Source organism: Tessaracoccus lubricantis (assembly GCF_039544535.1).
Lineage (GTDB): Bacteria > Actinomycetota > Actinomycetes > Propionibacteriales > Propionibacteriaceae > Arachnia > Arachnia lubricantis.
In genome coordinates, this window is sequence record NZ_BAABLV010000036.1 from 305,378 (window position 1) to 328,840 (window position 23,463).

Genomic DNA, 23,463 nt, shown 5'->3' on the forward strand with positions numbered 1-23,463 from the left:
CTCTGTGATCTGTGCCGACCGGACCCCGAGGATCCAGCAGCGACCCCGTGCAGAGGCGCTCGGGGCGCAGACACGCCACCGAACTCCTCGCGGAGCAACCTGACTATTTAAGCATGTCGCCCCGGCTCGGCCAAATCCGGGGGGCCTCCACCCTGCGCGAATGCACAGGGTGGGGCCGCCGGGTCACGCGTCGAAGCGAAGCGACCACGCGCCGGCGCGAGGCCGCAGTTGGTACTCAGGCCTGACGTCCGGGCCGCACGAACGGCCGCCGAGCCCCTGCTGCTGCACGTCGAGGTACAGGTGGGTGGCGTAGGACTCCGCCAGCTCGTGCGGGTGCGCGGCAGCGGTGACCTGGTGCGCGTCGTGCGCCCGCAGCGTGAACCCGGGCAGCTCACCCCCGGCCGGCTCTGCCGTGAGCGTGAGGCCCAGGTCGGGCAGCGTCAGCTCGCGCAGCTCGCCGCGGTGGCCGCTCTCCTGCGGCACCGCGTAGTCGACGACGAGGTCGGCGATGGCCGACGAGAACCGGCCGACGCGGGCCGCCGCCCGCGAGTCGGCGTAGTTCTCCGCCGGCCCGGTGCCGAACCATTCCGCCCGCCCGAGACCCGGGGGCAGCTCGAAGTGCAGCCCGAGACGGGGCCAGGCACCCGTCCAGTTCGCCGTGGGCAGTGCCGTGGCGTCCAGCCGCAGGCCCTCCGCGTCGAGCGTCCAGACCAGTTCGACGGTGACCGCGCGCTGAGTGGCGGCGGGGGCATAGCGGTGCAGCACCGTCACCGTGCCGGGTGCCGTGGTCACCGACAGGATGCGGCGCTGCAGGCGGTCGAGGCCCGCCTCGCGCCATCGGTCGGCCCAAGCCGGGCTGTCGCTCACCATGTGCCGGGCGACGGCGGGCTCCTCCTCCGCGTAGGAGTAGAAGCCTGGCAGCGAGTCGTTCTCCGTGGGTGCGCGCCACAGCTCGAGGCGCGGCCCCTTCACCTCACGGCCGTGGACGGACAGCAGGTCCCCGGTGCGGGCGTCGAAGCGCGCCGGACCCAGCGACAGCACGCCGTCGGCCTCCACGGGGAGCGTGGGCGTCACGAGCGGGCGCACGAGGGGACGGCGCACTGCCAGGAGCACCTGGCTGCGGCTGACGACGTGCCCCTCCCCCGCCCAGCCGTTGTCGCCGACGAGCACGGCCTCGACGGTGCGCCAGAGTTCACCGTCGTGCGGCTCGAATCCCGGCAACCCCACGGCGACCAGTTCGCCCGGGGCGACGGGGTCGACGCGCAGTTCGCCGGAGCCGATCTGTCGGCCGTCGAGTTCGTCGCGCCAGATGAAGCGCAGGTCCGAGGTGTCGCCGTCGTGGCGGCGGTTCTCGATGAGCAGCCCGTCGTCGGCCAGGTGCAGCTTGATGGGCGTGATCACCGCCGAGTACTCGGCCAGCACGGGGCTGGGCGTGCCGTCGGACAGCACCATGCCGTCGGTGATGAACGAGCCGTCGTGCAGCGGTTCACCGAAGTCGCCGCCGTAGCCGAAGAACTCGGTGCCGTCCTCGGTGCGGGTGCGGATGCCGTGGTCGCGCCACTCCCACACGAAGCCGCCGTGCCACTGGGGCAGCGTGTCGAACAGCTCCTCGTAGTCCGCCAGGCCCCCGGCGCCGTTGCCCATCGCGTGCGCATACTCGCACAGCACCATGGGCCGAGCAGCGAGCACGGCGGCGCGGCCGGGCGAGGCGTGGCGGTTGTTGCCCAGGCCGGCAGACAGGTCCTCCATCTCCTCCAGCGACGGGTACATCCGGGACACGACGTCGGAGTAGCGGCCCTCGAAGTCCGGCTCGTAGTGCACGGGGCGCTCCGGGTCACGCCGATGCAGCCACGCCGCCATGGCCGCGGCGTTCTGGCCGGTCCAGGACTCGTTGCCCAGCGACCACGCGATGATCGACGGGTGGTTCTTGTCGCGCTCGAAGAACCGCTCGATGCGGTCGAGGAGGGCATCGCGCCAGCGGGGATCGTCCGTCGGGTTGCCCACCCAGCCGTCCTCCTCGAACCCGTGGGTCTCCATGTCGTTCTCCGCGATGACCCACAGGCCGATCTCGTCGGCGAGGTCCAGCAGGCGCGGGTGCGGCGGGTAGTGCGCGGTGCGCACCGCGTTGATGTTGTGCTGCTTCATCAGCATGAACTGCTCCCGCACCACGTCCTCGTCGAACACGCGGCCGTGGTCCGGGTCGTAGTCGTGGCGGTTGACGCCGCGCAGGCGCAGCTTGCGGCCGTTGACGCGCCACTCGTGCCCGACGATCTCGATGCGGCGGAACCCCACCCGCACGGTGCGGGTCTCGACGGCGTTGCCGACCTCGGCGTCGTACAGGGTGGGGCGGTCGGCACTCCAGGGGCGGACCTCGCCGACCTCGATGAAGGCCACGTCCTCCGGCGAGTCGAACGTCCGCTCGACGCCCAGCGCCGGCACCCGCACGGTGACGGGGTAGGCCTCGGCAGCGGCGCGGATCTCGGGGATGAGGCGGCCGGTGCCCGTGGTGGCGTCGAAGTCGGCGCGCAGCCACACGTCGTCGACGCCGCCTGCCGGACGCGACACCACGGTGACGGGGCGGAAGATGCCGGGGAGCCACCACTGGTCCTGATCCTCCAGGTAGGTGGCCGCCGACCACTGGTGCACGCGCACGTGCAGGACGTTGGTGCCCGTCCGGGCCTGGTCGGTCACGTCGAGTTCCTGCGTCAACCGGCTGCCGCGCACGACGCCCACCTCGGCGCCGTTGAGGGACACGATCGCCAGCGACTCCACTCCGTCGAAGCGCAGGTACACCGAATCTCCGAATCCCTCCGGTAGCTCGAACGTGGTGCGGTAGTCACCGGTGGGGTTCTCGTCCGGCACGAAGGGAGGATCCACCGGGAACGGATAGCTGATGTTGGTGTACGCCGGCCTGCCCCAGTCGTCGCGGCCCTGCAGCACCCAGTGCGACGGCACTGCGATGGTGTCCCACCCTGAGTCGTCGAAGTCGACCGCAGCCGCGCCCTCGGGCGCGAGATCCGGGCGTGCCGAGAAGCGGAACCGCCAGGAGCCACTCAGATCGATCTCGGGGGCGGTCGACGCGACTCTGGCGCGGGGTCGGACGCGGTCGCCCGAGCCGGGGGAATACGACGTGATCTCAGACATTTGGGGATAGCCTCTCGGGCCGGGAACGGATGGGACGCTGCCACCCTAATGGAGGGTCACTGGGGGTCCCAGCCGGGCCCGCACACCGCTCACCCGCCGTCGACCATGCACGGCTGCACCGTCCAACGCAGGCGATGAAAAGGCCTCTGCTGCCGTCCGGCAGCGGACGGCAGCGGAGGCCGAGGGGACGATCAGCGCAGTGCGGGACCGCCGAACATGACGATGTCGTTGAAGACCCACTCGTTGCTCTGCGAGAAGGCGTAACCGCCACCCGGCTTGGCAGTGGCGGCGTACACCGTCGTCATCGTGTAGCTGCGGCACGCGCCGCGGCCGGTGGCTGCGGTGTCACACTCGGTCTTCCACTGGCGGCCGCCGGACGTGAACACGCCGTTGGTGGTCGAACCCAGATCACCGAGGGGGTTGCCCTTCCATGCCTGCCGGGTCATGAACGGCAGGTAGGTGAGGTTGTTGAATGCCCAGCCGCTCTCGCGGACGAACTGTCCGTCCTGCACCTTCACCACCGTCGCCCAGATGTCAGTGCGGCACCGCTCGGTCTGCGAGTAGGGCTCACACGTGGTGTTCCAGTCACGACCGTTGAGGAAGTGCCTGCCGGGCATCGTGTACGGGGCCGCGCGGACGAACTTGGGAGGCGCGCTGACGGTCGGCTTCGACGAAGGGTTCACCGACGGGGTGGGGCTGACCTTCGCCGAGACCTTGATGGTGAAGGTCGCCTCGGCCGTGAGGTCCGCTGCGTCGCGAGCAGTGACCGTCACCGTGAAGGTGCCGTCCTTCGAGGGAGTACCGGCGATCGTCCCGGTGGCGGCGTCGATGGCCAGGCCCGCGGGAAGGCCCTGCGCGGAGTACGCGATGGTGCCGCCCTCGGGGTCGGTGGTGTGCACGGCGATCGTCACGGGTGAGCCGACCTTGATGTCGACATCGGCAATCGTGAAGCCCACCGGCGGCAGGCTCTCCCCCGCTGGCGCCTCGGTCGTCGGGAACAGCACGTAGGCCACCCCGGGCTGGGCCGTGATCGACACCTCGGCGTTGCTGGGCGTGACGACGCCCACCTTGGCCCGGCCGTTGTCACCCAGCTTGAACAGCGTCAACGACGGATGGGCGCGCCACTCCTCGGTCAGCTCCCACGTCGTGGTGCCACCGGCGGGGTTGTAGTGGTACAGGCGGGCGGGTCCGGCGTCGTTCCACTCCTCGCCCCCGCCGTGCCAGGGCAGCAGGTAGGCCCCGTCCCGGACGACGGTGGCGCCGTCATGGCGCACCTCGTCGGCCGTGGCCACGGTTCCGTCGGCGAACGTCGCTTCCGTGTCGGTGCGCTTGACGAGATCGGAGCGCTGCAGGAACTTCGCCGGGAGGTTCGTGCCCCACACCGTCGCGGCGAACGCCGCGTCCTCGTCGGACACATCCCGGGCAGCGCCCAGGACGGGGTCGTCGTCCCAGCCATCACGCACGGCGTTGTAGACGAAGCGGATCACGTCGGAATCCTTGGCGGGGTTGACGCTCGGACGGGTGGCCACCACCCAACCCTGCTCCTGCAGTGCCGCGTCCAGGACCTGGCCAGGCCCTCCGACGAGGGCCTCATCGAAGTACAGGGTGTCGATGTTGACGGGCCCGGCCTCCCAGAGTTCCTCGTAGCCGGCCGCCAGCGACGGCGCGGGGTCGGCTGCGCTGGCGTCGTAGCCGAAAGTGGTGTTCAGCGCCACGCCTGCGTCCGCGAGGGACTCGATGCCGGCGAGGGGAGCGTCGAGCCCGGCGAGCATCACTGCCTGTCCGAGGTTCTCCGTGGCCGCAGAGATCCGCTGGGTGTCGGCGAGCACGTCGTTGGGGGAAGCCGCGGGAGCGACGCGAGGAATGACCTCGTTGGCCACCTCCTCGGCACCGTTGCCGAACTCCAGGATGTCCCGCGCGGCGACTCCGGCGTCCTGCCAGTCGACGACACCGTCGGCGTTCGCGTCGCCGGTGACCTTCACCTCGACGTACGGGTCGGCGCCCTCCCCGACCGCAGACCAGGCACCTGCCCAGACCGAGCCGACTTTGGTGGACTCCGCCGACCTGATCTGGTGCTGCCAGCGACTGTTGGCATCGGCGCCGGAGGCATTGGTGCTGAACGCCACTGCGAGGTTCGACTCATGGGCCAGCGTCAGCCAGGAGCCCTGGACGTCCCCAGCGGTGGACCCAGCCAACTTCTCGAAGGTGTCTCCCCCGGGGTTCCCGGCGCTGCCCACGCGGGCGGTGGTCAACTGCGCGGCGGAGTCGGTGGCATCGAGGGTCACGAGGTCGTGGTGGGGGATCCGGAGGGATTCCACCACGGAGCCCGGGTCGACGAGGTCGGTGATCGTGAACCGTAGCTTCTGCTCGGACACCTCCGCGACGACCGTCAGCGAGACGTTCGTCAGGGTGGGAAATGTGAGCGCGTAGGACGCGCTCGTCCTGTCATGGGCCACGACGGGCGCGGCGACGCTCACCGGCTCGCTCGTGCCGTTGACCTCGACGGCCGTGAGCGCCGCGCCGAGCCGGCCTGTCAGCTGGTGGTCACCCAGCCGATAGTCGACGACCTGCGGGAATCCCGGGTGCAGGCGCACCTTGAAGTCATAGTCCTGCAGCTCGATCGCGCCTGCGGGCACGACGACGGCAGGGTCGCCGGATGCGAACTGGCCGGTGAGCGTCACTGCTCCTGCTGCCAGCGCGGCCGCCGTGACCAGGGAGATGATGGGGTGCTTCTTGAACAACATCTAGATCTCAATCCTTCTCGAAAGTCCCTGGTCAGCGCCAGAACTCGATCTCACGCACCACGAAGTGCCCGTTGCTCGCCTCATAGGTGCCGTTGGTCTCGAGGCGGACATACGCTGCCCGGACGGACGGGAAGGTGACCGTGTTCCACGTGGGCCCGGCGCTGGTGCCGTTGGCGTAGCCGCGGGTGGCGACGGTGGTCCAGTTCGAGCCGTCGTCGGAGACCTTGACGTCCAGCGTCCTGGGGCGTTCCAGGTCGCTGCGCAGCAGGAACTGCACCTCCGCCACAGTGGCGGCGACCGGCGCCTGCGCCTGGATCCAGTGCGGCGGTGGCACCTGGGTGGGCGTCCACTGGCTGTGCCAGAAGGTGTCGGTGTTGCCGTCGAAGGCGTGCTGCGGACGGCCGCCCCGGCCGTTGCCGGAGAGGTCCGTGGAAGAACTGGCCGTGAAGGTCCAGCCCGTGGTGGGCACCCGCTCGGAATCCTCCAGGGGAGGCACGACTGCCACCACGCCGGCCGTCGCGGTCGCTGTGACCACCTCGCGGTGGTCGAGCAGGTACTTGGCCGTAGCCGTCAGTTGATGCGACCCCGAGGCGTTGGACGGGACGCTCACCAGGAAGACGAACTCCCGGCTTCCCCCTGGGCGCACCGCAGCGCGGCTGCGGCGCGGCGCCCTCACCGTCCAGCCCGCCGGCGCCTGCAACTGCACCTCGATGCGGGTGTAGGGCTTGTCGTCGTGGTTGTCGAGGCGAACCGTGACCTGCGCAGCCTGGCCCGGCGGGAGGTACGCCGGCGCGTCGACGACGAGGCCATTGACGCTCCACTTCTCGCGGGGCACGCTGGGCTCGGTCCACTCCTGCTTCATCAGCGCCAGCATGGCTGCGGCGAGAGAGGCGTTCTCGGCGGCGACATTGCGGTCCTCGCCGATGTCGGTGGCGAGGTTGTACAGGCGCAGGTCCCACTGGCTGTCGGGAACCGTGCGGTCCTGCCCCGGCGCGAATCGGATCGCCTTCCAGTCGCCTCGACGCACCGCCTCTGCTGCACGCGTCACGGAACCCCCTTCGGCAGCGTTGGCCCGCGACGTGGAATGGGGCTCCAGCCGCCACCAGTAGAGCGGGCGGTCAGCCAGGGGCGGACGGTGGTCGCGGTCGGTCGGCTGGGCGGCGGCGTCGAACGTGTGGCGGATGGAGCCGCCGTCCACGAATGGCGGAACGGGCGCGTCGGCCAGGTCGGCGAGCGTGGGCAGGATGTCCCAGAAGGCGAGCGGCTGCGACACCTCCGTTCCAGCGGTGTGGCCCATGTAGCCGGGCGCCCAAATGATGGCGGGGGTGCGGATGCCGCCCTCGTGGAGGTTGCGCTTGTAGCCCCGCAGCGGACCGTTGTCGTCGAAGAAGTCCGGGTTGAGCGGGATGCCGCCGTGCGAGGCCTCTTCGTGCGGGCCGTTGTCGCTCAGGAAGATCAGGACGGTGTCATCCGCGATCCCGTGCTCCTCCAGCTTGGCCACGATGCGGCCGACGTGGCCGTCCATGCGGGTGATCTGCGCGGCGTGCGCCTTCTCCCCCTCCCCCCACGGCTCGTTGGCGTAGGGCCCGTAGTCGGGGACGTGCTGGGGTGCGTGGGGGATGTTGGTGGAGACCAGCGCGAGGAACGGATGGTCCTTGTTGGTGTCGATGAAGTCCAGGGTGCGCTCGAGCATCAGGTCGGGCGCGTAGACCCCCTGCGCGTTGTTCTTGTTCTCGGGGATCTCGACCCGAGTGTGGTTGTGCCACAGGTACGAGGGGTAGTACTGATGGGCGTGGATGTGGGTCAGGTAGCCGTAGAACTCGTCAAAGCCCTGCAAGTTCGGATGGCTGAAGTGCTCGCCAACGTCCGGCGAGAAACCCCATTTGCCGAAGAGCGCCGTCGTGTAGCCGCGTGACTGGAGCAGGTGGCCGAAGGTCACCTCGTCCGGCCTGAAGGGGTCGTCGACGGTGGTGGTGGGGTTCTGCCGCACCGTGGCATGCCCGGTGTGCATGCCGGTAAGGAGGGTGCACCGGGACGGGGCACACACCGCAGCGCCTGCGTAGAAATCGGTGTACCGCACTCCCTCGGCAGCCAACTTGTCCAGGACCGGGGTCTTGATCTGCTCCTGTCCGTAGCTACCCAGGGTTCCGTACCCCAGGTCGTCGGTGAGCACGATCACGATGTTGGGCAACCTCCGCCCGGCGGATGCAGCGTGGGCGCTCGTCTGCGTCCAGGCTGCGCTGGCGAACGCGGCGGCACCCATGGCACCGCCCCCTGCCGCCAGGAACGCCCTCCGGTTGAACGGGGCTGTCTGACCTTGCATCGGATCCTCCTCGATACGACTGCGCGAAACTCAGGCCATGAAAGCACGCGGCATCGCGCGCGGTCAGGTGACGAAAGCCAAGTGCGCAACCCGATAGCGCAGAGTGGTCCGGCGACGACGGGCCCGGCTCGGCGCCGGGCCCACGCGGGGCGGCTAGGCTGGGGCGACGCCTCTGATCAAGGGAGATCACCGTGTCCGAATTGGCCGAGACAACCCAGTTCCTGGCGGCCCGCGAGCCGTGGTCGCTCCTGGCACCCGTCCAGATCGAGTCGTTCGCGCGCCGGGCGGTGGGCCAGTACGTCCGGCGCGGCGAAGTGGTCCTCGCCGCAGGCCAGGCCCCCCTGGCCATGTTCGTCGTGCGCTCCGGGGCCATCGAGATCGTCGATGCCGACGGCGTGCTGATCGACCACGACGAGCAGGGCGACTGCTTCGGCCAGTCGTCGATCCTCGAGGAGCGGCCCTCCCGCTTCACCTTCACCGCCATCGAGGACTCGCTGCTGTGGTCATTCGCGCCCGAGGTGGTGCGCGAACTCGTCGCCTTCCCCGAAGTGCGCCGCTTCTTCACGGAGGCCCGCCTCGGCGACGTCGTGCGCCACGCCCCGGGGGGCGGGCCCGTGCTCCAGGTACCAGTCCGCGAGATGATCACACGCTCGCCCGTCACCATCGACGTCGGGCACACCGTGCGCCGGGCCGCCCAGGCGATGGCGGAGCACCGCATCAGCGCCATCATCGTGACCCGCGGCGACGGCGACCTGGCCGGCATCCTCACCGACCGCGACCTGCGGCGCGTCGTCGCCGAGGCCATCGACCCGGACACGGCGCTGTCATCGGTGATGAGCGAGCAGCCGTTCACGATCGATGCCGAGGCGCTGGCCCTCGACGTCCTGCTCTCGCTCGTCCAGCACAAGATCCACCACCTTCCGGTGCTGGAGGACGGCCGGGTGGTCGGCATGGTCACCTCTGGCGACCTCATGCGACTCGAACGCTCCAGCCCGCTCTACATGGTGGGCGACCTGGCCCGGCAGGACGACGTGCCGGGCCTGGTCAAGGTCATGGGTCGCGTGCCCGCCCTCGTCGGCCGGCTCCTGCGGCAGGACGCCACCGCCGAGGACATCACCCGCATCATCAGCCGCACGACGGAGGCGCTGTGCCAACGGGTCGCGGAGATGGCCGAGGCCGAACTGGGCGCGCCGCCGGTGCCCTATGCCTGGGTGGCGCTCGGCTCCCTCGCCCGACAGGAGCAGGCACTGGGCTCCGACCAGGACCACGCCTTCATCCTCAGCGACGAGGCCCGCCCGGAGCACGACCACTACTTCGCCGCGCTGGCCGAGTACGTCACCGCCGCGCTGGTGGCCTGCGGTTTCCCGCGGTGCCGCGGTGAGGCGATGGCCACCGACCCGCGCTGGCGCGTCCCGCTGCGGCAGTGGCAGCGGACGTTCTCCGGTTGGCTGGCCGCGCCGACGTCGGAGGCGGTGCTCAACTCGTCGATCTTCTTCGACATGAGGCCCGTGCACGGTGACCAGACCCTCTACACCTCACTCCAGCAGCACGTGCTGCGCGCCGCCCCGGGGTCCACACGGTTCCTGGGTCACCTCGCCAAGCACGCCAACGACGCAGAGGTCCCCGTCGGCTTCCTGCGTGGCTTCGTGGTGGAGAAGCGCGGCGAGCATCGCGACAGGCTCGACATCAAGCTCGGCGGCATCAACCCCATCGTCGACGTGGCCCGCATCTACGCACTGCGCTGGGCGCTGCCCCAGGTCAGCACCCGTGCCCGGCTCGCCGCGGCGGCCGAACACGGCGCGGAGGTGGACAACCTCCTCGACGCCCACGAGTTCCTGGGCTACACCCGGCTGCAGCATCAGGGGCGCCTCGTGGCCGCGGGCCGCGAGCCGGACAACCACATCGACCCGGCGGCCCTCTCCGACTTCGAGCGCCGCTCGCTCCGCGACGCCTTCGTCATCGTCGGGAAGGCGCAGACGGCGCTCACCGTCGCCTTCCAGACGCAGTACATCTCATGAGGTGGTCGCTGCGGCGTGGAAACGCCGGCCTGGCGGACAGGGTCCCCGACGGCGGACTCAGGCGCTACCTGCTGACCCCCCGCCGTCGCGCGACACGCCCATCGGGCAGGCGCCGCTGCTGGCGGTCGACTTCGAGACCACCGGGCTGGTCCCCGGCACCGACGAGGTCATCTCCGTGGGGCTCGTCGACGTCGACGGGCTGCGGATCCCGCTGGGCAGCGCCACCAACTTCCTCGTCAACCCCGGCGGCGGCGTGGGGCAGTCGGCGATCATCCACCACCTTACCGACGACGAGGTGCTCGCCCACGGCGTGACCATGCAGGAGGCGCTGGACCGCGTCTTCGACCGCCTCGCGGGCCGCGTCCTGCTGGCGCACCACGCGGCGATCGAGGTGGGCTTCCTCGCGGCGGCGGTCAAGCGGGTCCACGGCGTCGGCATCTCGATCCGCGCCGTCGACACACTCGGCCTGGGGCTGCGGGCGCTGGGCATCGACGAGGACCACCCACGCGACGCGCTGCGCCTCTGGAGGCTCCGCCGCCGCGCCGGCCTGCCCAGCTACAAGGGGCACGACGCCGTCGTCGACGCGCTCGCGTGCGCCGAGTTGTACCTCGCGCTGGCACAGGAACTGGGGCTGCGCGACCTCGGCGCGGCGCTGCGCTTGTCCTGACCCGACGGAGGGTCAAGCGGACACGCGGATGCTTGGAAAGGTCGCAGGGGGCGGTTAGAGTCGGGCCCCGTATGTCGTCCTCGGCCCTCGACCACCTCTCCCCCGCATTCCCCCAGCGCGCCGCCTGGGGCACTGCGTCGTCGCTGCGCGCCTGGCAGCAGGAGGCCCTCGACCAGTACGAACGTGACCAGCCCACGGACTTCTTGTGCGTCGCCACCCCGGGCGCCGGCAAGACGACCTTCGCGCTGCGCGTGGCCCTCACGCTGCTGCAGACCAGGGCCGTGCGCCGCATCGTCGTGGTCACCCCCACCGAGCACCTGAAGGTCCAGTGGGCCGACGCCGCGGCCCGGGTCGGCATCCAGCTCGACCCGGGGCTGGGCGCGTCCTCGAAGCGCGGCCGGTCCAGGGAGTTCCACGGCTCCGCCGTCACCTACGCCGGCGTCGCGGCCCGCTCCTACGTGTACGAGGCGCTGTGCCACTCGCAGGACACGCTCGTCATCTTCGACGAGATCCACCACGCGGGAGACTCCAAGAGTTGGGGCGAGGCGATCCTCTACGCGTTCACGCACGCCGCCCGCCGCCTGTCGCTGACCGGTACCCCGTTCCGCTCCGACGAGAACCCCATCCCGTTCGTCGCCTATGACGAGCTGGCGCCAGGCGTGAAGCAGTCGCGGGCCGACTACACCTACGGCTACGCCGAGGCCCTCGCCGACTCCGTCGTGCGCCCAGTGATCTTCATGAACTACGGCGGCCCCATGCGCTGGCGCACCAAGGCCGGCGACGAACTCGAACTCGACCTCGGGGTGCCCACCACCAAGGACCTCACCGCCCATGCGTGGCGCACCGCACTGTCCCCCACCGGGGAGTGGATCTCGGCCGTGCTGCGCGCCGCCGACAAGCGCCTCACCGAGGTGCGGCGCCACGTGCCGGACGCCGGTGGCCTCGTCATCGCCACCAACCAGACGGCCGCGCGCGCCTACGCCAAGCTCCTGACGGAGATCACGGGCGCCAGGCCCACCGTCGTCCTGTCCGACGACACGAAGGCCAGCGGCAGGATCGACGAGTTCTCCGCCTCGGAGGAACGCTGGATGGTGGCGGTGCGCATGGTGTCGGAGGGTGTCGACGTGCCGCGCCTCGCCGTCGGCGTCTACGCGACGGCCACCTCCACCCCGCTGTTCTTCGCCCAGGCGGTGGGGCGTTTCGTGCGCTCGCGCCGCAAGGGTGAGGTGGCCACGGTCTTCCTGCCGACCGTCCCCGTGCTGCTGGCGCACGCCGCCACGCTCGAGAAGCAGCGTGACCACGTGCTGGGCCGGCCCAAGTCCGACGAGGACGACATCTGGGCGGAGACCGACGCGCTGATCGAGGCGGCCAACCGCTCGGAGTCGGCGTCCGACGACCTGCTCGGGGAGTTCGAGGCGCTCGAGTCGAAGGCGACGTTCGACCACGTCCTGTTCGACTCGCAGGCCTTCGGCATGCACGCCGAACCCACCAGCCAGGACGAGGCGGACTACCTGGGGCTGCCCGGCCTGCTCGACGCCGGCCAGGTCAGCCAACTCCTCGCCGAGCGGCAACGACGGCAGATGCGTCGCCGCGAGCGTGAGGACCGCAAGGCCGAGCCGGAGGTGGCGCTGCACCGCGCGATGGCCTCCAAGCGCAAGGAGCTCAACTCGCTGGTCAGCCAGTACGCCCGCCTCAAGGGCGTGCCGCACAGCCACGTCCACGCAGACCTGCGGCGCGAATGCGGGGGTCCGCCGCTGGCCAAGGCGACCCAGGCCGAGGTGGAGGAACGCGTGCGCTCCATCCGTGCGTGGCTGCGCGGATAGGCTCTCCCCCATGAGCTGGCCCGCCGTCCCCCTGCGTTCGACGCTGGGCGACTGGGCCGGCCGGACCATCGCTGCGGGCGGGCCGGGTGACCTCGGCCGCCCCACCACTGCCCTGCTGCAGATCGGGAAACCCACCCGCAGCGGCCACGTGCGGGTGGTGCACACCGACATGGCGCACGAGAAGCTGGACCCACCCTCGGACGTGACGCTGCCCGCAGACCTGACCGTCAGCGAGGCCGTGCTGGCCCTGGCGCACGTGAGGCCGGACCGTGCTGCCGTGCCACCGAAGGTCAAGGGCATGCGGAGCCAGAACCCCACCGCCGGCAGGCGGTGGCTCGGCGCCGCCGTGGCCGCCATCGTCGTGCTGGCCGTCGTGCTGGGACAGCCGATGCTCCTGTTGAGCGCGCTCCTGCCGGGCATCGTCCTGCTCGTCTCCCGTTCGTTCCACAGCGCCGCGGTCACGGCCGGGATGAAGCCACGCGTCTTCGACGGCGCCACCGAGGTGCTCGCCTCAGGCGTCCACGGCAGGCTCCCCGTCGACCACACGGAGGTCGACGCCGCCGGGCTGAGTCCTCGCAGCCGGGTGGACTTGGTCAAGGAGCGGCTCGGCGGCCTGCGCACCGACATCGTCTACCGCATCGAGAACTCGGCGCTGTTCGACGCGGCGGTCCCCCAGACCGAGCGGCTCGAGCTGGCCCTCCTCTCCTGGGACGAGGGCTCACCCGAGGCGACACAGCTGGCCACCGAGGTGGAGCGGGCGTTCGACGAGGCCCGCCGCCATGCCGAGGACCTCGGCCTGGACCACCTGCCGACGACGGCGCGCGACTCCGGCCGCCGCGCCGCGCGCGCGGCCCACGCGGCCCTGCACGGCGACACGCCCGGCGAGCGCGAGGCGGCCCGGCGTCGCGTGGCCGATATCCTCGGCTCGCTCGCGCTGTACTCCCTGCCGCCGGTGGACCTCGCTGCACCCAGCCTCATCGGCCGACGCAAGGAGATCGAACCGCGATGATCCCGTGGGCCCCCATCCCGCCCGAGACGCCGATCTCGGAACTGATCGACCAGACCTTCTACGCAGACTCCACCGACGGTCGCGCACTGATGGTGCTGGTCTCGTTCCCCGTGGCCACGCGCAGCCTCTCGCCGCGGGCCGCCGCCCCGAGGCTCCACGTCACCACGCACGCCAGTTTCGGTTGGCAGCGGCGCCGCGACAGCGAGCTGCCCGAGTACCTGCCCATCTCGGGCGTGTGCATCGGCCGGGGCGTGGCGCCGCGCCGCGTCCTGGCCACGCCCCACGCACAGTGGCCCCACGGGGCTGCGCCCTTCTTCGAGGCCGACGGTGCCCGCCTGGGGTTCGACGACGCCATGGTCGTCTGGGAGGACCTCGAGCCCGCGTCGGCCCCCGAGGACGACGTGGTGCGGCTCGCCGGCACGCTCAAGCTGGCCTTCGACACCGCGAGGGCGCACGCGGAGACCGTGGGTCTGGGCCACCTGCCGGCCACTGCACGAAACGACGCGCGGCGAGCGGCCGGGGCGGCCAGGCTCGCCGTCGGCGCCAGGACCGAAGGTGAGCGCGCGGCGGCGCAGGAGCAGGTGGTCCGTATCCTGCGCTCGTTGGCGCTCCACTACCTGCCCGCACCCGAGGCCGCGCTCCCCCTCACGGACGGCCGCACCTTTACTTAAAGTAAGAAACAGATTTGCCAACCCTCTGGCATCTTGTTGAATCGTCAACTATAGTGTGGTCATGAGCGAACGCGAAGAACACTCCAAGGGCGGCGTCTACTCGGTCAAGGGCCAGGAGTTCAGCCGCGACTCCCGCTACATCGAGACCCGCATCGTCGCCGAACCGCGCGACGGCACCGACGACTACCCCGTCGTGCCGAACCGGTACCGGCTGATCGCGGCGTATGCGTGTCCATGGGCCAACCGGGCCATCATCGTGCGCGAACTCCTGGGCCTCGAGGACGTCATCTCCATGGGCAACCCCGGCCCCACGCACGACGCCGATTCGTGGACCTTCGACCTCGACCCCGGAGGCGTCGACCCGGTGCTGGGCATCGGCAAGCTGAAGGAGGCCTACGAGAAGCGCTTCCCCGGCTACCCCCGCGGCATCACCGTGCCTGCCATGGTCGACGAGACCACCGGCGAGGTGGTCACCAACAACTTCCCGCAGATCACCGAGGACCTCTACTTCGAGTGGCAGCAGTACCACAAGGAGGGCGCGCCCAACCTGTGGCCCGGGGAGCTCCGCGAGGAGATGGAGGAGGTCATGCAGCGCGTCTACACCGAGGTGAACAACGGCGTGTATCGCTGCGGCTTCGCCGGTTCGCAGGAAGCCTACGACGCGGCCTACGACCGGTTGTGGACGGCCATGGACTGGCTCGAGGAGCGACTCGCCACCCGCCGCTACCTGATGGGCGACCAGATCACCGAGGCCGACGTCCGGCTGTTCACGACGCTGGTGCGCTTCGACGCCGTCTACCACGGCCACTTCAAGACCAACCGCAACAAGCTCACCGAGATGCCCAACCTGTGGGGCTACGCCCGCGACCTCTACCAGACGCCCGGCTTCGGCAACAACGTCAAGTTCGACCAGATCAAGGACCACTACTACATCGTCCACACGGACCTCAACCCGCTGGGCATCGTGCCGAAGGGGCCGGACCTCAGCGGGTGGGACACCCCACACGGACGCGGCTGACTAGGTCATATACTGGAGTTGTGACGACACACGACGATGGGGCCCGCACGCAGGCGGCGGGGCGGCTGACCGGCTGGTTGGCCGGTCTCCTGCGCCCGGCGGCCCCCGTCGCCGGCTCCGCCGCCACTCCCTCGGCCAAGGTCGCGGCGGTGGCTGCCGAGCACCACGGCCTGGCCGGCGACCTGCTCTACCGCATCGAGAACTCGGCGCTGTTCGACGACGCCGCCCCGCTCACCCGCGAGTTCCAGCTCGCGTTGATGCGGTGGGAGGACGCCCGGGACGCCGGTGACGAGGAGACCGTGCACCGGGCTGCGGCGGAGGTCGAGCTGTCGTTCCGCACCGCGAAGTCCAACGCCGAGACCCTGGGGCTCACCCATCTGCCCGTCGTGGCGCGCGCCAAGGCTCGCAAGGCCCTTGACCGGGCGCGGCTGGCGATGCGTGCCACCAGCGCCGAGGAGCGAGAGGCGGCGCTGGCGCACGTCGCCGCGCTGCTCGACGCATTGGAGTTGTACTACCTGCCCGCGCCGGCCGACGTCCCCCGCATGTTCACAGGCTCCTGAGCACCTCGTCGAGCATGTCCTCGGTGAGCTTCCCGGTGAACGTGTTCTGCTGGCTCACGTGGTAGCAGCCCACCAACTGCACCTCGCGCCCATCGGGGGTGCGCAGCACCGCACGTGCACCATGGCCGAACTTCGGCTTGGGCCGGGGCACCTCCCATCCGGCGTGCCGAACCGCGCCCAGCGCCGCGTCCCAGCCGATGCTGCCCAGGCACATGATCGAGCGGACATGCGGGGCGGAGAAGGCCAGGTCGGCGTCGAGCCATGGGGCGCAGGTGCGTTTCTCGTCCGTGGTCGGCTTGTTCTGCGGCGGCGCGCACCGCACCGTCGCCACGATCCGCACGCCGAGCAGCCTCAGCCCGTCGCCCGCGTGCAGCGCGGTGGGTTGGGTGGCCATGCCCGCGCGGTACAGCGCGGCGTAGAGCCAGTCGCCTGACCGGTCGCCGGTGAAGTTGCGGCCAGTGCGGTTCGCACCGTTGGCCGCCGGCGCCAGCCCGACGATCAACACTGGCGCGTCCACCGGCCCCAGGGCGGGGGCCGGCCTCCCCCAATAGGGCTGGCCGGCGAACGACGCCCTCTTCTGGACCGCCACCAACTCGCGCCACTCCACCAGCCGCGGGCAGGCCCGGCACACCGAGATCCGCGCGGCGATCTCCGCCGGCGACGCGTCCCTCGACAGGCCCAGCACGTCGTCGGCCGTGTGCGCCACCGGGGTCGAGGGGGTGGCCGGGTCCTCGGGCCATCCGGTGCCGGGCGGCACGGGCGACGGGAACAACTGCCCGGTGACCGGGTGCGGCAACAGTTCGGCGCGGTCCATCCCCAGAGACTAGTTCGCCCACGGCGTCGAGGGATGCGACGGAGGAACACCGGGTCACGGCACGTCACGCACGGCGCACCACTAGGGTGAGCGCTATGCCCAAGCGTCAGTATGAGGTCCTCCCCGGCAGCCACGGGTCGCGCGTCAAGATCAAGGCCCACGGCGGCGCGGTACTGCGCGATCCGCGCATCAACAGGGGCACCGCGTTCACGCACGAGGAGCGCGAGAAGCTCGGGCTCACCGGCCTGCTGCCCAGCCACGTGACCCCGCTCGAGGCGCAGCTGCACCGCTCCTACATGCGCTTCAAGAACGCCTCCACCCCACTGGCGAAGTTCTCGTACCTCCAAGGCCTGCGCGAGCGCAACTCCGTGCTGTTCTACCGCCTGCTGAGCGAGCACTTGGAGGAGGTCATGCCGGTGGTCTACACGCCCACCATCGGCGAGGCCATCAAGGAGTTCAGCTTCTGGTTCCAGACCATCGACGGCGTCTTCCTCTCGATCGACCGCCCGGAACTGGTCGAGGCGTCGCTCCGCGCCACCGAGATCGCGCCCGAGGACCTCGACATCCTGATCGTCACCGACTCCGAGGGCATCCTCGGCATCGGCGACCAGGGCGTCGGCGGCATCCAGATCTGCAACGGGAAGAAGTCGCTGTACACGGCGGCCGCAGGCATCGACCCCGACCGGATGCTGTCGGTCGTGCTCGACGTGGGCACCGACAACCTCAAGCTGCTCAACGACGAGTTGTACCTGGGCGAGCGCCACGCCCGCGTGCGGGGTGAGCGCTACGACGCCTTCGTCGCGTCGTTCGTGGACGCGGCCCGGCGGGTCTTCCCCAACGCGATGATCCACTGGGAGGACTTCGGGGCCAACAATGCCCACCGCCTCCTCGACACCTACCGCGGGGAGATCTGCACCTTCAACGACGACATCCAGGGCACCGCCGCCGTCGTCGCCAGCGCCATCCTGGCGGGTGTGCAGGCCAAGCGGGAGAAGCTCGGCCAGCAGCGGTTCGTGATCCACGGCGCCGGCACCGCAGGCATCGGGATCGCCGACCTGCTCGTGGACCTCCTCGTCAAGGAGGGCCTCACCGCCGACGAGGCGCGCAAGCTGTTCTGGGTCACCAGCAGCCGTGGCCTCGTCACCGACGACGCCACCCAGCGGTTCCGTGACTTCCAACGCCCCTACGCCCGTGGCATCGGGGAACTCACCGACTGGGACCTCGACCACCCGGGCCTCTACAAGCTGGCCGACATCGTGCGCAACGTGCGGCCCACCGTCCTCATCGGCACCTCCGGGCAGCCGGATTCGTTCGCCCAGGACATCGTCCGCGACATGGCCGCCCACGTCGAACGGCCCATCATCATGCCCCTGTCGAACCCGACGGCGCTGGCCGAGGCGCTGCCCGAGAACATCCTCGAGTGGTCGCACGGGCGGGCCCTCATCGCCACGGGGTCGCCGTTCCAGCCCGTCGTGCGCGACGACGTGACCTACACCATCGCACAGGCCAACAACGCGCTGGTGTTCCCCGGCCTGGGCCTGGGCGTGGCAGTGTGCAACGCCGACCGCGTCACCGACTCGATGATCGCCGCGTCGGCGGAGGCCGTCGCGTCGCTCGCGGACGCCCGCCGGCCCGGCCAGTCGCTGCTGCCCAGCATCAACGACCTGCGCCGCGTGTCCGCGACGGTGGCCATCGCCGTCGCGAAGGCTGCGGAGGCCGACGGCGTGGCGCAGGAACCGCTGACCAACCCGGTGCAGCAGGTGTTCGAGTCGATGTGGATGCCGAACTACCCGGAGCTGGTCTTCGACTGACGACCCGGCGGTCCCTGAGCGTGAGCCGAGCTCAGGCCTCGAACGCCACGATGTTGTTGAACACCCACTGGTTTCCCTGCGAGAAGGCGTAACCGCCCCCGGGCTTCGGGGTGGCCGCGTAGACCGTCGTCCAGGTGTACGACCGACACGCACCCCGGCCGGTAGCGGCAGTGTCGCACTCGGTACGCCATTGACGGCCACCAGAGGAGAACTGGCCCGTGGCAGCCAGCGGGTTGCCCTTCCACTCCGCACGCGCCAGGAAGGGCAGGTAGGTCAGGTTGTTGAACGCCCATCCCGTCTCCCGGACGAACTGGCCGCCCTCCACCTTCACCACGGTCGCCCAGATCTCCGCCCGGCAGCGCTCGGTCTGCGAGTACGACTCGCACGTCGTCATCCAGTGCCGCCCGTTGACGGTGTGCTGACCGGCCAGCGTGTACGGCGCCGACCGCACGAACCCACCGGGCGTCACGCTGGGCGTGCCTGTGGGCGTCACCGACGGCTTCGCGCTCGGCGACTTCGAGGGGCTGGGCGACGGGCTGGGTGAGGGCGAGGGCTTCGCCAACGGGAGGGTGATGGTGGCCCCGAAGTCGTCGTGGACGGCGCGGTCACCGTTGACGGCATTGACCTCCCCCGGTAGTGAGAACGTGCCGTCTGCGGCCGCTGCGGCGGCGAGGTCTGCGGCGGTGAGCGGGTGGGCGCCCTCCCCCGTGAGCTCCGCCCCACGGGGAAGGCGGCCGGCCACGACCGCACCGGTCACGTCGGTGAGGTCGACGTTGCCCGTATTGACCACGACGTCGTGATGGGTGACGGTGTCGCCCACCGATGCCGACCCGTCCCGGTCCACGTCGACGAACGCCAATGTGCGGGTCACCCGGAGCGCCGGGCGTCGGTCCAGGACGTCCACCAGCGGCGGCGACACCGTGATGGTCTCCTTCTCCGGGACGGTCCCGGTGGCCGGGTGGAGTTCCCACGTGGTGGTGGGGTCGAAGAACCCTCGCGCGAGGTCGTCGTCCGTCACGGCGTGGGAGGCGGTGCGGCAGACGTACGACCCGCCCGCGGGCAGCGCGCTGTAGCGACAGTTGCCGGCGCCGTCGGCCTGCACGAACGGGGTGAACGGGCCGGCGACCGGTTCGACCCGCTGCGTGATGGTGCCGGTCGACCTCACGCCGAAGTCGAAGCCGACCCGCTGGCCGACCGTGTACGGGTTGGTGCTGAGGTCGCGCGACGCGTGCTCCGCGTTGGGGGCTCCGGTGATCTCCGCGCCGAGGGTCGGGTCCGCCCCGACCTGGATGCGGGCATCGCCACGCAGTTCGAAGGACCCGGCCGTCAGCTTCGCGTCCCCCAGGTGGATGGCGTCGGGGCTTCCGGAGGGCACGTCGAGCGACAGTTCGACGGTGAAGGACGCACCGGGGGCAAGCGACGGGGTGGCCACGTCCGCAGAGACCCAGCCGTTGCGCAGTTGCAGGGAGGCGGTCCCCGCCGGGAGCGGGCGCGAGTCGTCGTTGCGCACCGTCAACGGCACGGTCACCTGCTGGCCGGCGACGCCCTTCGCGGAACTCGGCTGGAACTTCGCCTTGAAGGGGTTGAGCCACGCCCGGTCGAACGCGCCGTACGAGATGTAGGCCTCGCCCTGCGGCTCGTACACGATGCCGAAGGTTCCGTCCCGGAGCGCCACCAGGTCGGAATACCACATGGTGCCGTTCCGGAACGTCTTGGCCACCGGCCAGGTCTCGCCGTCGTCGTAGGAGTAGCGGATGGTGCCGTTGCTCCGCGTGGTGGCGTTGGCGTTCGAGAACAGCAGTTCCTTCGCCTCGGCGCTGCCGGCCTCGGCGCCCGGGTTCATCTGGATGATCGACGCGTTGTTGCGCGGGTCCAGCAGGTGCTCGTTGAGGGTGCGGTCCCGCCAGGTCTCGCCACCGTCGTGGGAGTAGGCGACCCACCGCCCGTTCTGGCCGGTGTTGACGCGCGAGTTCATCATCAGGGTGCCGTCGCTGAGTTCGACCACCTTGTTCTCGTCCATGGTGACGCCGATGGGTTCACCCGCCCGCCAGGTCTTCCCGTGATCGTCGGAGTAGAGCGAGTAGGAGTAGATCTGGAAGTCCGAGAATCGGCCCGCGAACTGCTGGACGAGCCTCCCGGCATGCTCGCCGCGCGTGAGCTGGATGCCGTGGCCCGACGTGGCGAAGGTGCCCAGTACCCCAGCGGGCTTGGCCGCCGCGGTGACTGAGCGCTGCTCCCACGTGTGACCGTTGTCCGTCGACACCATGAGGTTGGCACTGAGCACGTTGCGGTTGCCGTCGTCAGTGCCGTCCACCGAGCCGAACACACCCTGGTTCTTGGAGTAGACGTGGAAGTTGAACAACGTTCCGGTCACGGCGTCATGGACATAGGAGGGATCCGAGTAGCCGAACTTCCAGGCGCCGCCCTTGTTGGTCCCGGAGTTCGAGCCCTTGGCGACGTAGGTCTGCACGCCCCAGGTCTTGCCCCCGTCGGTGGAACGGCGCTGGAGGATGGAGTTGGGGTTGGGCGCGTCACCGCCACCGGGGCGCCCATCATAGGCGGCCAGGATGTCGCCGTTGGGCAGCTGTATGACCCCCGGGATGCGGTAGTTGGAGAACTCCTTGTCGGGGCCGGCGATGCCCACCGTGCCGAATTCTCCCTCGGCGCGCGGTGCCATCACCGGCGTGGCGCCTCCGTCGTAGTCGAGGCTCCAGGTCTGGGAACCCGAGCCGGGCACCATCTGGACCTGCGTCATGAGGAACTTGCCGAGCGCAAGGTGCCCCTTGGCGTTGAGTGAACCGTCGGTGAACCACTGCGCCGGGATGGCGGGGTGGTTTGCCGACTGCTGTGCGATCCAGCGGTGGACGTCCACCAGGCCGATGCCCGACTCCTGTGCCAGGGCCCGCAGGGCCTCGGCGTACGGAACGGCTGCAGGGTCCAGCGTGGCCGGGGTCATGACGATCGCGACGGCCCCGGCGGCGACGGCTGCGTCAAGGACCGCGTCGATGTTCGACGTGAACTCGCCGACGCCACCTTCCACCACGGCGCCACCCTGCACCACGTCAGGCGACACGAACACCGCGTCCGGCGACTGTGGGGCCACCTCCGCGTGATAGCGGGCCAGCATCCCGGCGGAAGTGAGCCCGTCCACCGAGGCGTTGGACAGGTAACGCATCCGTCGGATCACCGGCCCGGCATTCTCTCCCCGGAGCACCTCCTCGAAGAGCTGGATGTAGTTCTTCGCGTAGATGGGATCGGTGACGCCCACGCTGGTGCGCCCACCGATGAAGGAGAACATGGTGGGGCGGGTGTTCTCGTACAGGGGCGTCATCAGCGCCGCCGCCGTGGAGCCACCCCCCACGCTCGACGCGGCGCTGATCTCAGCCTGGGTCAGGGTGCGGGCGAAGGTGTCGATGTAGTCGATGTCGCCGCGGTGGTACCAGCGCGACGGGGCGTTGAGCCCCGTCGCGGCAGCGGTGAGGGTGACCGGGGAGTAGGCGTTGGGCGCCATCGAGCCGTGCGCCGCGACGTCGAGGACCCGTTCGGCGACGCCGTCGATGGACCAGGCCAAGGCAGTGGCGGTGAGGTTGACCGAGACCGTGTGCCAGTTGCCGTCGTTGAGCGCTCGGGAGCCGGTGAACCAGCCGTACACGCCCGTCGGGAGCTGGCGACCGATCCGGACCTTTCCCTCGAAGAGCGTGACCTCCAGCCGCTGGGTGCCGGCGCCGCTGAAGGAGGCCAGCGCCATCGTCTGGCCGACGCTGAAGGAGGCCGACGTGCGGAAGCGCACGGTCACGTTGCCCTGGTCGGCATTGGCGAACGACATGAAGTCGTGTGTCGCGTTGAGCGCCGTGGCACCGTCGAAGGTGCGGCCGAGGTCCCAGTTGACGGCGCCTGCGACGCCGGAGCTGTGGCGGAACCCGTCGTCACCGGCGGTGGCGAGCGTGTAGGTCTCGTTGATCTCAGGGCCGGTCCGGGGCACGCTGACGACATCGCCGCTCATGGCGAGCTCGGAGCCCTCGTCATGGAGGCCGACGGCGTCGAGGAGGAGCCGCACCCACTGGAGGTGGCCGGCGTCATTGGGATGGATCTCATCGTTCATCAGCGACGGGGCCGAAGGGTTGCCGCCAGTGAGCTCGCGCCAGTACGTGGCGACGTCGACCATCATCACGTCGTCGACCATCGCCATCTCGCGCAGGGCGTTGAAGTAGGCCTCCAGGTTGGCGTTCATCTGGCCGTTCTGCGTGCCGTTCTGCGTCTGCAGCACCGGGATGCCTCCCTGGGCGCGAACGGCGTCGATCGCCTCCTCGAGTTCAGCGCGGAACTGGGTGAGGGGAACCAATGGCGGATCCTGGCGGCCATCGTTCATCGCCAGCGCGATGAAGACGACGTCGGCTTGGCGGTCCCGGATCCATGCGTCATGGAAGAGGTCCAGGCAGGGCTGGTTGGGATCAGTGGGAGGGCAGACGGTGCGGCCGGATGACACCCCCGTGTTGAGCACCACGTCGGCGGAACGATCGTGGCCGTTCACCGCAGTGGTGCGAAGGTACTGCTCGAAGTACTCGGTGAAGCGCTTGTGGCCGCGCGTGTGGACGATCCCGTGGGTGATCGAGTCCCCTGTGAAGAGCCACCGCAGGGGCGCCGGCTGCGCCAGCCTCTCCTGCAGGTCGGCGTAGTCGGGCAACGAGGCGTTGCGTTGCTTCCACGCGACCGTGCTCGCCGGGACCTCGGCTGCTGCCGTCGTTGCAGGGGCGGCGCCCAGCAACATTCCCAAGACCAGCAGTGCGGCTGTGGCCATCCTCGCTCCGGGCCGGCGCTCAAGAAGCTGCGTCATCGTCGAACCTCCATCGCTTCGTCGATC

The 23,463-nt window shown here is 70.2% G+C and carries 13 protein-coding genes; 8 read left to right on the forward strand and 5 right to left on the reverse strand.

The window, feature by feature from the left end; translation table 11 throughout:
• Positions 1 to 183 precede the first annotated feature (183 nt).
• The 3 genes from ABEA30_RS12605 to ABEA30_RS12615 all read right to left on the reverse strand — a co-directional run bounded on the left by ABEA30_RS12605 (position 184) and on the right by ABEA30_RS12615 (position 8,211).
• Positions 184 to 3,144: a glycoside hydrolase family 2 TIM barrel-domain containing protein gene (locus ABEA30_RS12605; protein WP_345583353.1), complete on the reverse strand. Its 2,961-nt coding sequence runs from the start codon at positions 3,142 to 3,144 to the stop codon at positions 184 to 186.
• Between the two features lie 191 nt (positions 3,145 to 3,335).
• Positions 3,336 to 5,888, reverse strand: a complete 2,553-nt coding sequence (locus ABEA30_RS12610; protein ID WP_345583355.1) for a glycoside hydrolase family 101 beta sandwich domain-containing protein — start codon at positions 5,886 to 5,888, stop codon at positions 3,336 to 3,338.
• A 31-nt stretch (positions 5,889 to 5,919) separates the two neighbouring features.
• Positions 5,920 to 8,211, reverse strand: a complete 2,292-nt coding sequence (locus tag ABEA30_RS12615; protein ID WP_345583357.1) for a sulfatase-like hydrolase/transferase — start codon at positions 8,209 to 8,211, stop codon at positions 5,920 to 5,922.
• A gap of 191 nt (positions 8,212 to 8,402) precedes the next feature.
• On the opposite strand from ABEA30_RS12615, the gene ABEA30_RS12620 reads away from it, so the two are divergent.
• The 7 genes from ABEA30_RS12620 (at position 8,403) to ABEA30_RS12650 (ending at position 15,977) form a co-directional block, all read left to right on the forward strand.
• Complete coding sequence (locus tag ABEA30_RS12620) at positions 8,403 to 10,229, forward strand: DUF294 nucleotidyltransferase-like domain-containing protein (protein ID WP_345583359.1); 1,827 nt, start codon at positions 8,403 to 8,405, stop codon at positions 10,227 to 10,229.
• 1 nt (position 10,230) lies between these two features.
• Entirely contained in the window at positions 10,231 to 10,896 is a 666-nt protein-coding gene (locus ABEA30_RS12625; RefSeq protein WP_345583361.1) for a 3'-5' exonuclease, read from the forward strand.
• Between the two features lie 71 nt (positions 10,897 to 10,967).
• Entirely contained in the window at positions 10,968 to 12,719 is a 1,752-nt protein-coding gene (locus tag ABEA30_RS12630) for a DEAD/DEAH box helicase (RefSeq protein ID WP_345583363.1), read from the forward strand.
• A 10-nt stretch (positions 12,720 to 12,729) separates the two neighbouring features.
• Positions 12,730 to 13,728 (forward strand): hypothetical protein, encoded by a 999-nt coding sequence (locus ABEA30_RS12635; RefSeq protein ID WP_345583365.1) that lies wholly within the window; start codon positions 12,730 to 12,732, stop codon positions 13,726 to 13,728.
• A complete protein-coding gene (locus ABEA30_RS12640) occupies positions 13,725 to 14,399 on the forward strand; it encodes a hypothetical protein (protein WP_345583367.1) in 675 nt (224 codons plus the stop codon). The genes ABEA30_RS12635 and ABEA30_RS12640 overlap by 4 nt, the downstream gene beginning before the upstream one ends.
• Positions 14,400 to 14,460: 61 nt before the next feature.
• Positions 14,461 to 15,417, forward strand: a complete 957-nt coding sequence (locus tag ABEA30_RS12645; RefSeq protein ID WP_345583369.1) for a glutathione S-transferase family protein — start codon at positions 14,461 to 14,463, stop codon at positions 15,415 to 15,417.
• Between the two features lie 20 nt (positions 15,418 to 15,437).
• Positions 15,438 to 15,977, forward strand: a complete 540-nt coding sequence (locus tag ABEA30_RS12650; RefSeq protein WP_345583371.1) for a hypothetical protein — start codon at positions 15,438 to 15,440, stop codon at positions 15,975 to 15,977.
• Here ABEA30_RS12650 and ABEA30_RS12655 read toward each other — a convergent pair.
• Positions 15,964 to 16,791 carry a uracil-DNA glycosylase gene (locus ABEA30_RS12655; RefSeq protein WP_345583373.1) on the reverse strand — a complete coding sequence of 276 codons (828 nt, stop codon included), beginning with the start codon at positions 16,789 to 16,791 and terminating at the stop codon, positions 15,964 to 15,966. The genes ABEA30_RS12650 and ABEA30_RS12655 overlap by 14 nt on opposite strands.
• 95 nt (positions 16,792 to 16,886) lie before the next feature.
• On the opposite strand from ABEA30_RS12655, the gene ABEA30_RS12660 reads away from it, so the two are divergent.
• Positions 16,887 to 18,602 (forward strand): NAD-dependent malic enzyme, encoded by a 1,716-nt coding sequence (locus ABEA30_RS12660; protein ID WP_345583375.1) that lies wholly within the window; start codon positions 16,887 to 16,889, stop codon positions 18,600 to 18,602.
• A 31-nt stretch (positions 18,603 to 18,633) separates the two neighbouring features.
• Here the strand turns inward: ABEA30_RS12660 and ABEA30_RS12665 are convergent, their stop codons facing one another.
• The gene (locus ABEA30_RS12665) at positions 18,634 to 23,436 is read right to left on the reverse strand and encodes a GDSL-type esterase/lipase family protein (protein WP_345583377.1); all 4,803 of its coding nucleotides are present in this window, start codon (positions 23,434 to 23,436) and stop codon (positions 18,634 to 18,636) included.
• Between the last annotated feature and the right edge of the window lie 27 nt (positions 23,437 to 23,463).

Coding starts and splice junctions, on each gene's coding strand:
- ABEA30_RS12615 (WP_345583357.1), bottom strand. CDS start 8,211: ATGCAAGGTCAGACAGCCCCGTTCAACCGGAGGGCGTTCCTGGCGGCA.
- ABEA30_RS12635 (WP_345583365.1), top strand. CDS start 12,730: ATGAGCTGGCCCGCCGTCCCCCTGCGTTCGACGCTGGGCGACTGGGCC.
- ABEA30_RS12630 (WP_345583363.1), top strand. CDS start 10,968: ATGTCGTCCTCGGCCCTCGACCACCTCTCCCCCGCATTCCCCCAGCGC.
- ABEA30_RS12605 (WP_345583353.1), bottom strand. CDS start 3,144: ATGTCTGAGATCACGTCGTATTCCCCCGGCTCGGGCGACCGCGTCCGA.
- ABEA30_RS12645 (WP_345583369.1), top strand. CDS start 14,461: ATGAGCGAACGCGAAGAACACTCCAAGGGCGGCGTCTACTCGGTCAAG.
- ABEA30_RS12665 (WP_345583377.1), bottom strand. CDS start 23,436: ATGACGCAGCTTCTTGAGCGCCGGCCCGGAGCGAGGATGGCCACAGCC.
- ABEA30_RS12610 (WP_345583355.1), bottom strand. CDS start 5,888: ATGTTGTTCAAGAAGCACCCCATCATCTCCCTGGTCACGGCGGCCGCG.
- ABEA30_RS12640 (WP_345583367.1), top strand. CDS start 13,725: ATGATCCCGTGGGCCCCCATCCCGCCCGAGACGCCGATCTCGGAACTG.
- ABEA30_RS12660 (WP_345583375.1), top strand. CDS start 16,887: ATGCCCAAGCGTCAGTATGAGGTCCTCCCCGGCAGCCACGGGTCGCGC.
- ABEA30_RS12655 (WP_345583373.1), bottom strand. CDS start 16,791: ATGGACCGCGCCGAACTGTTGCCGCACCCGGTCACCGGGCAGTTGTTC.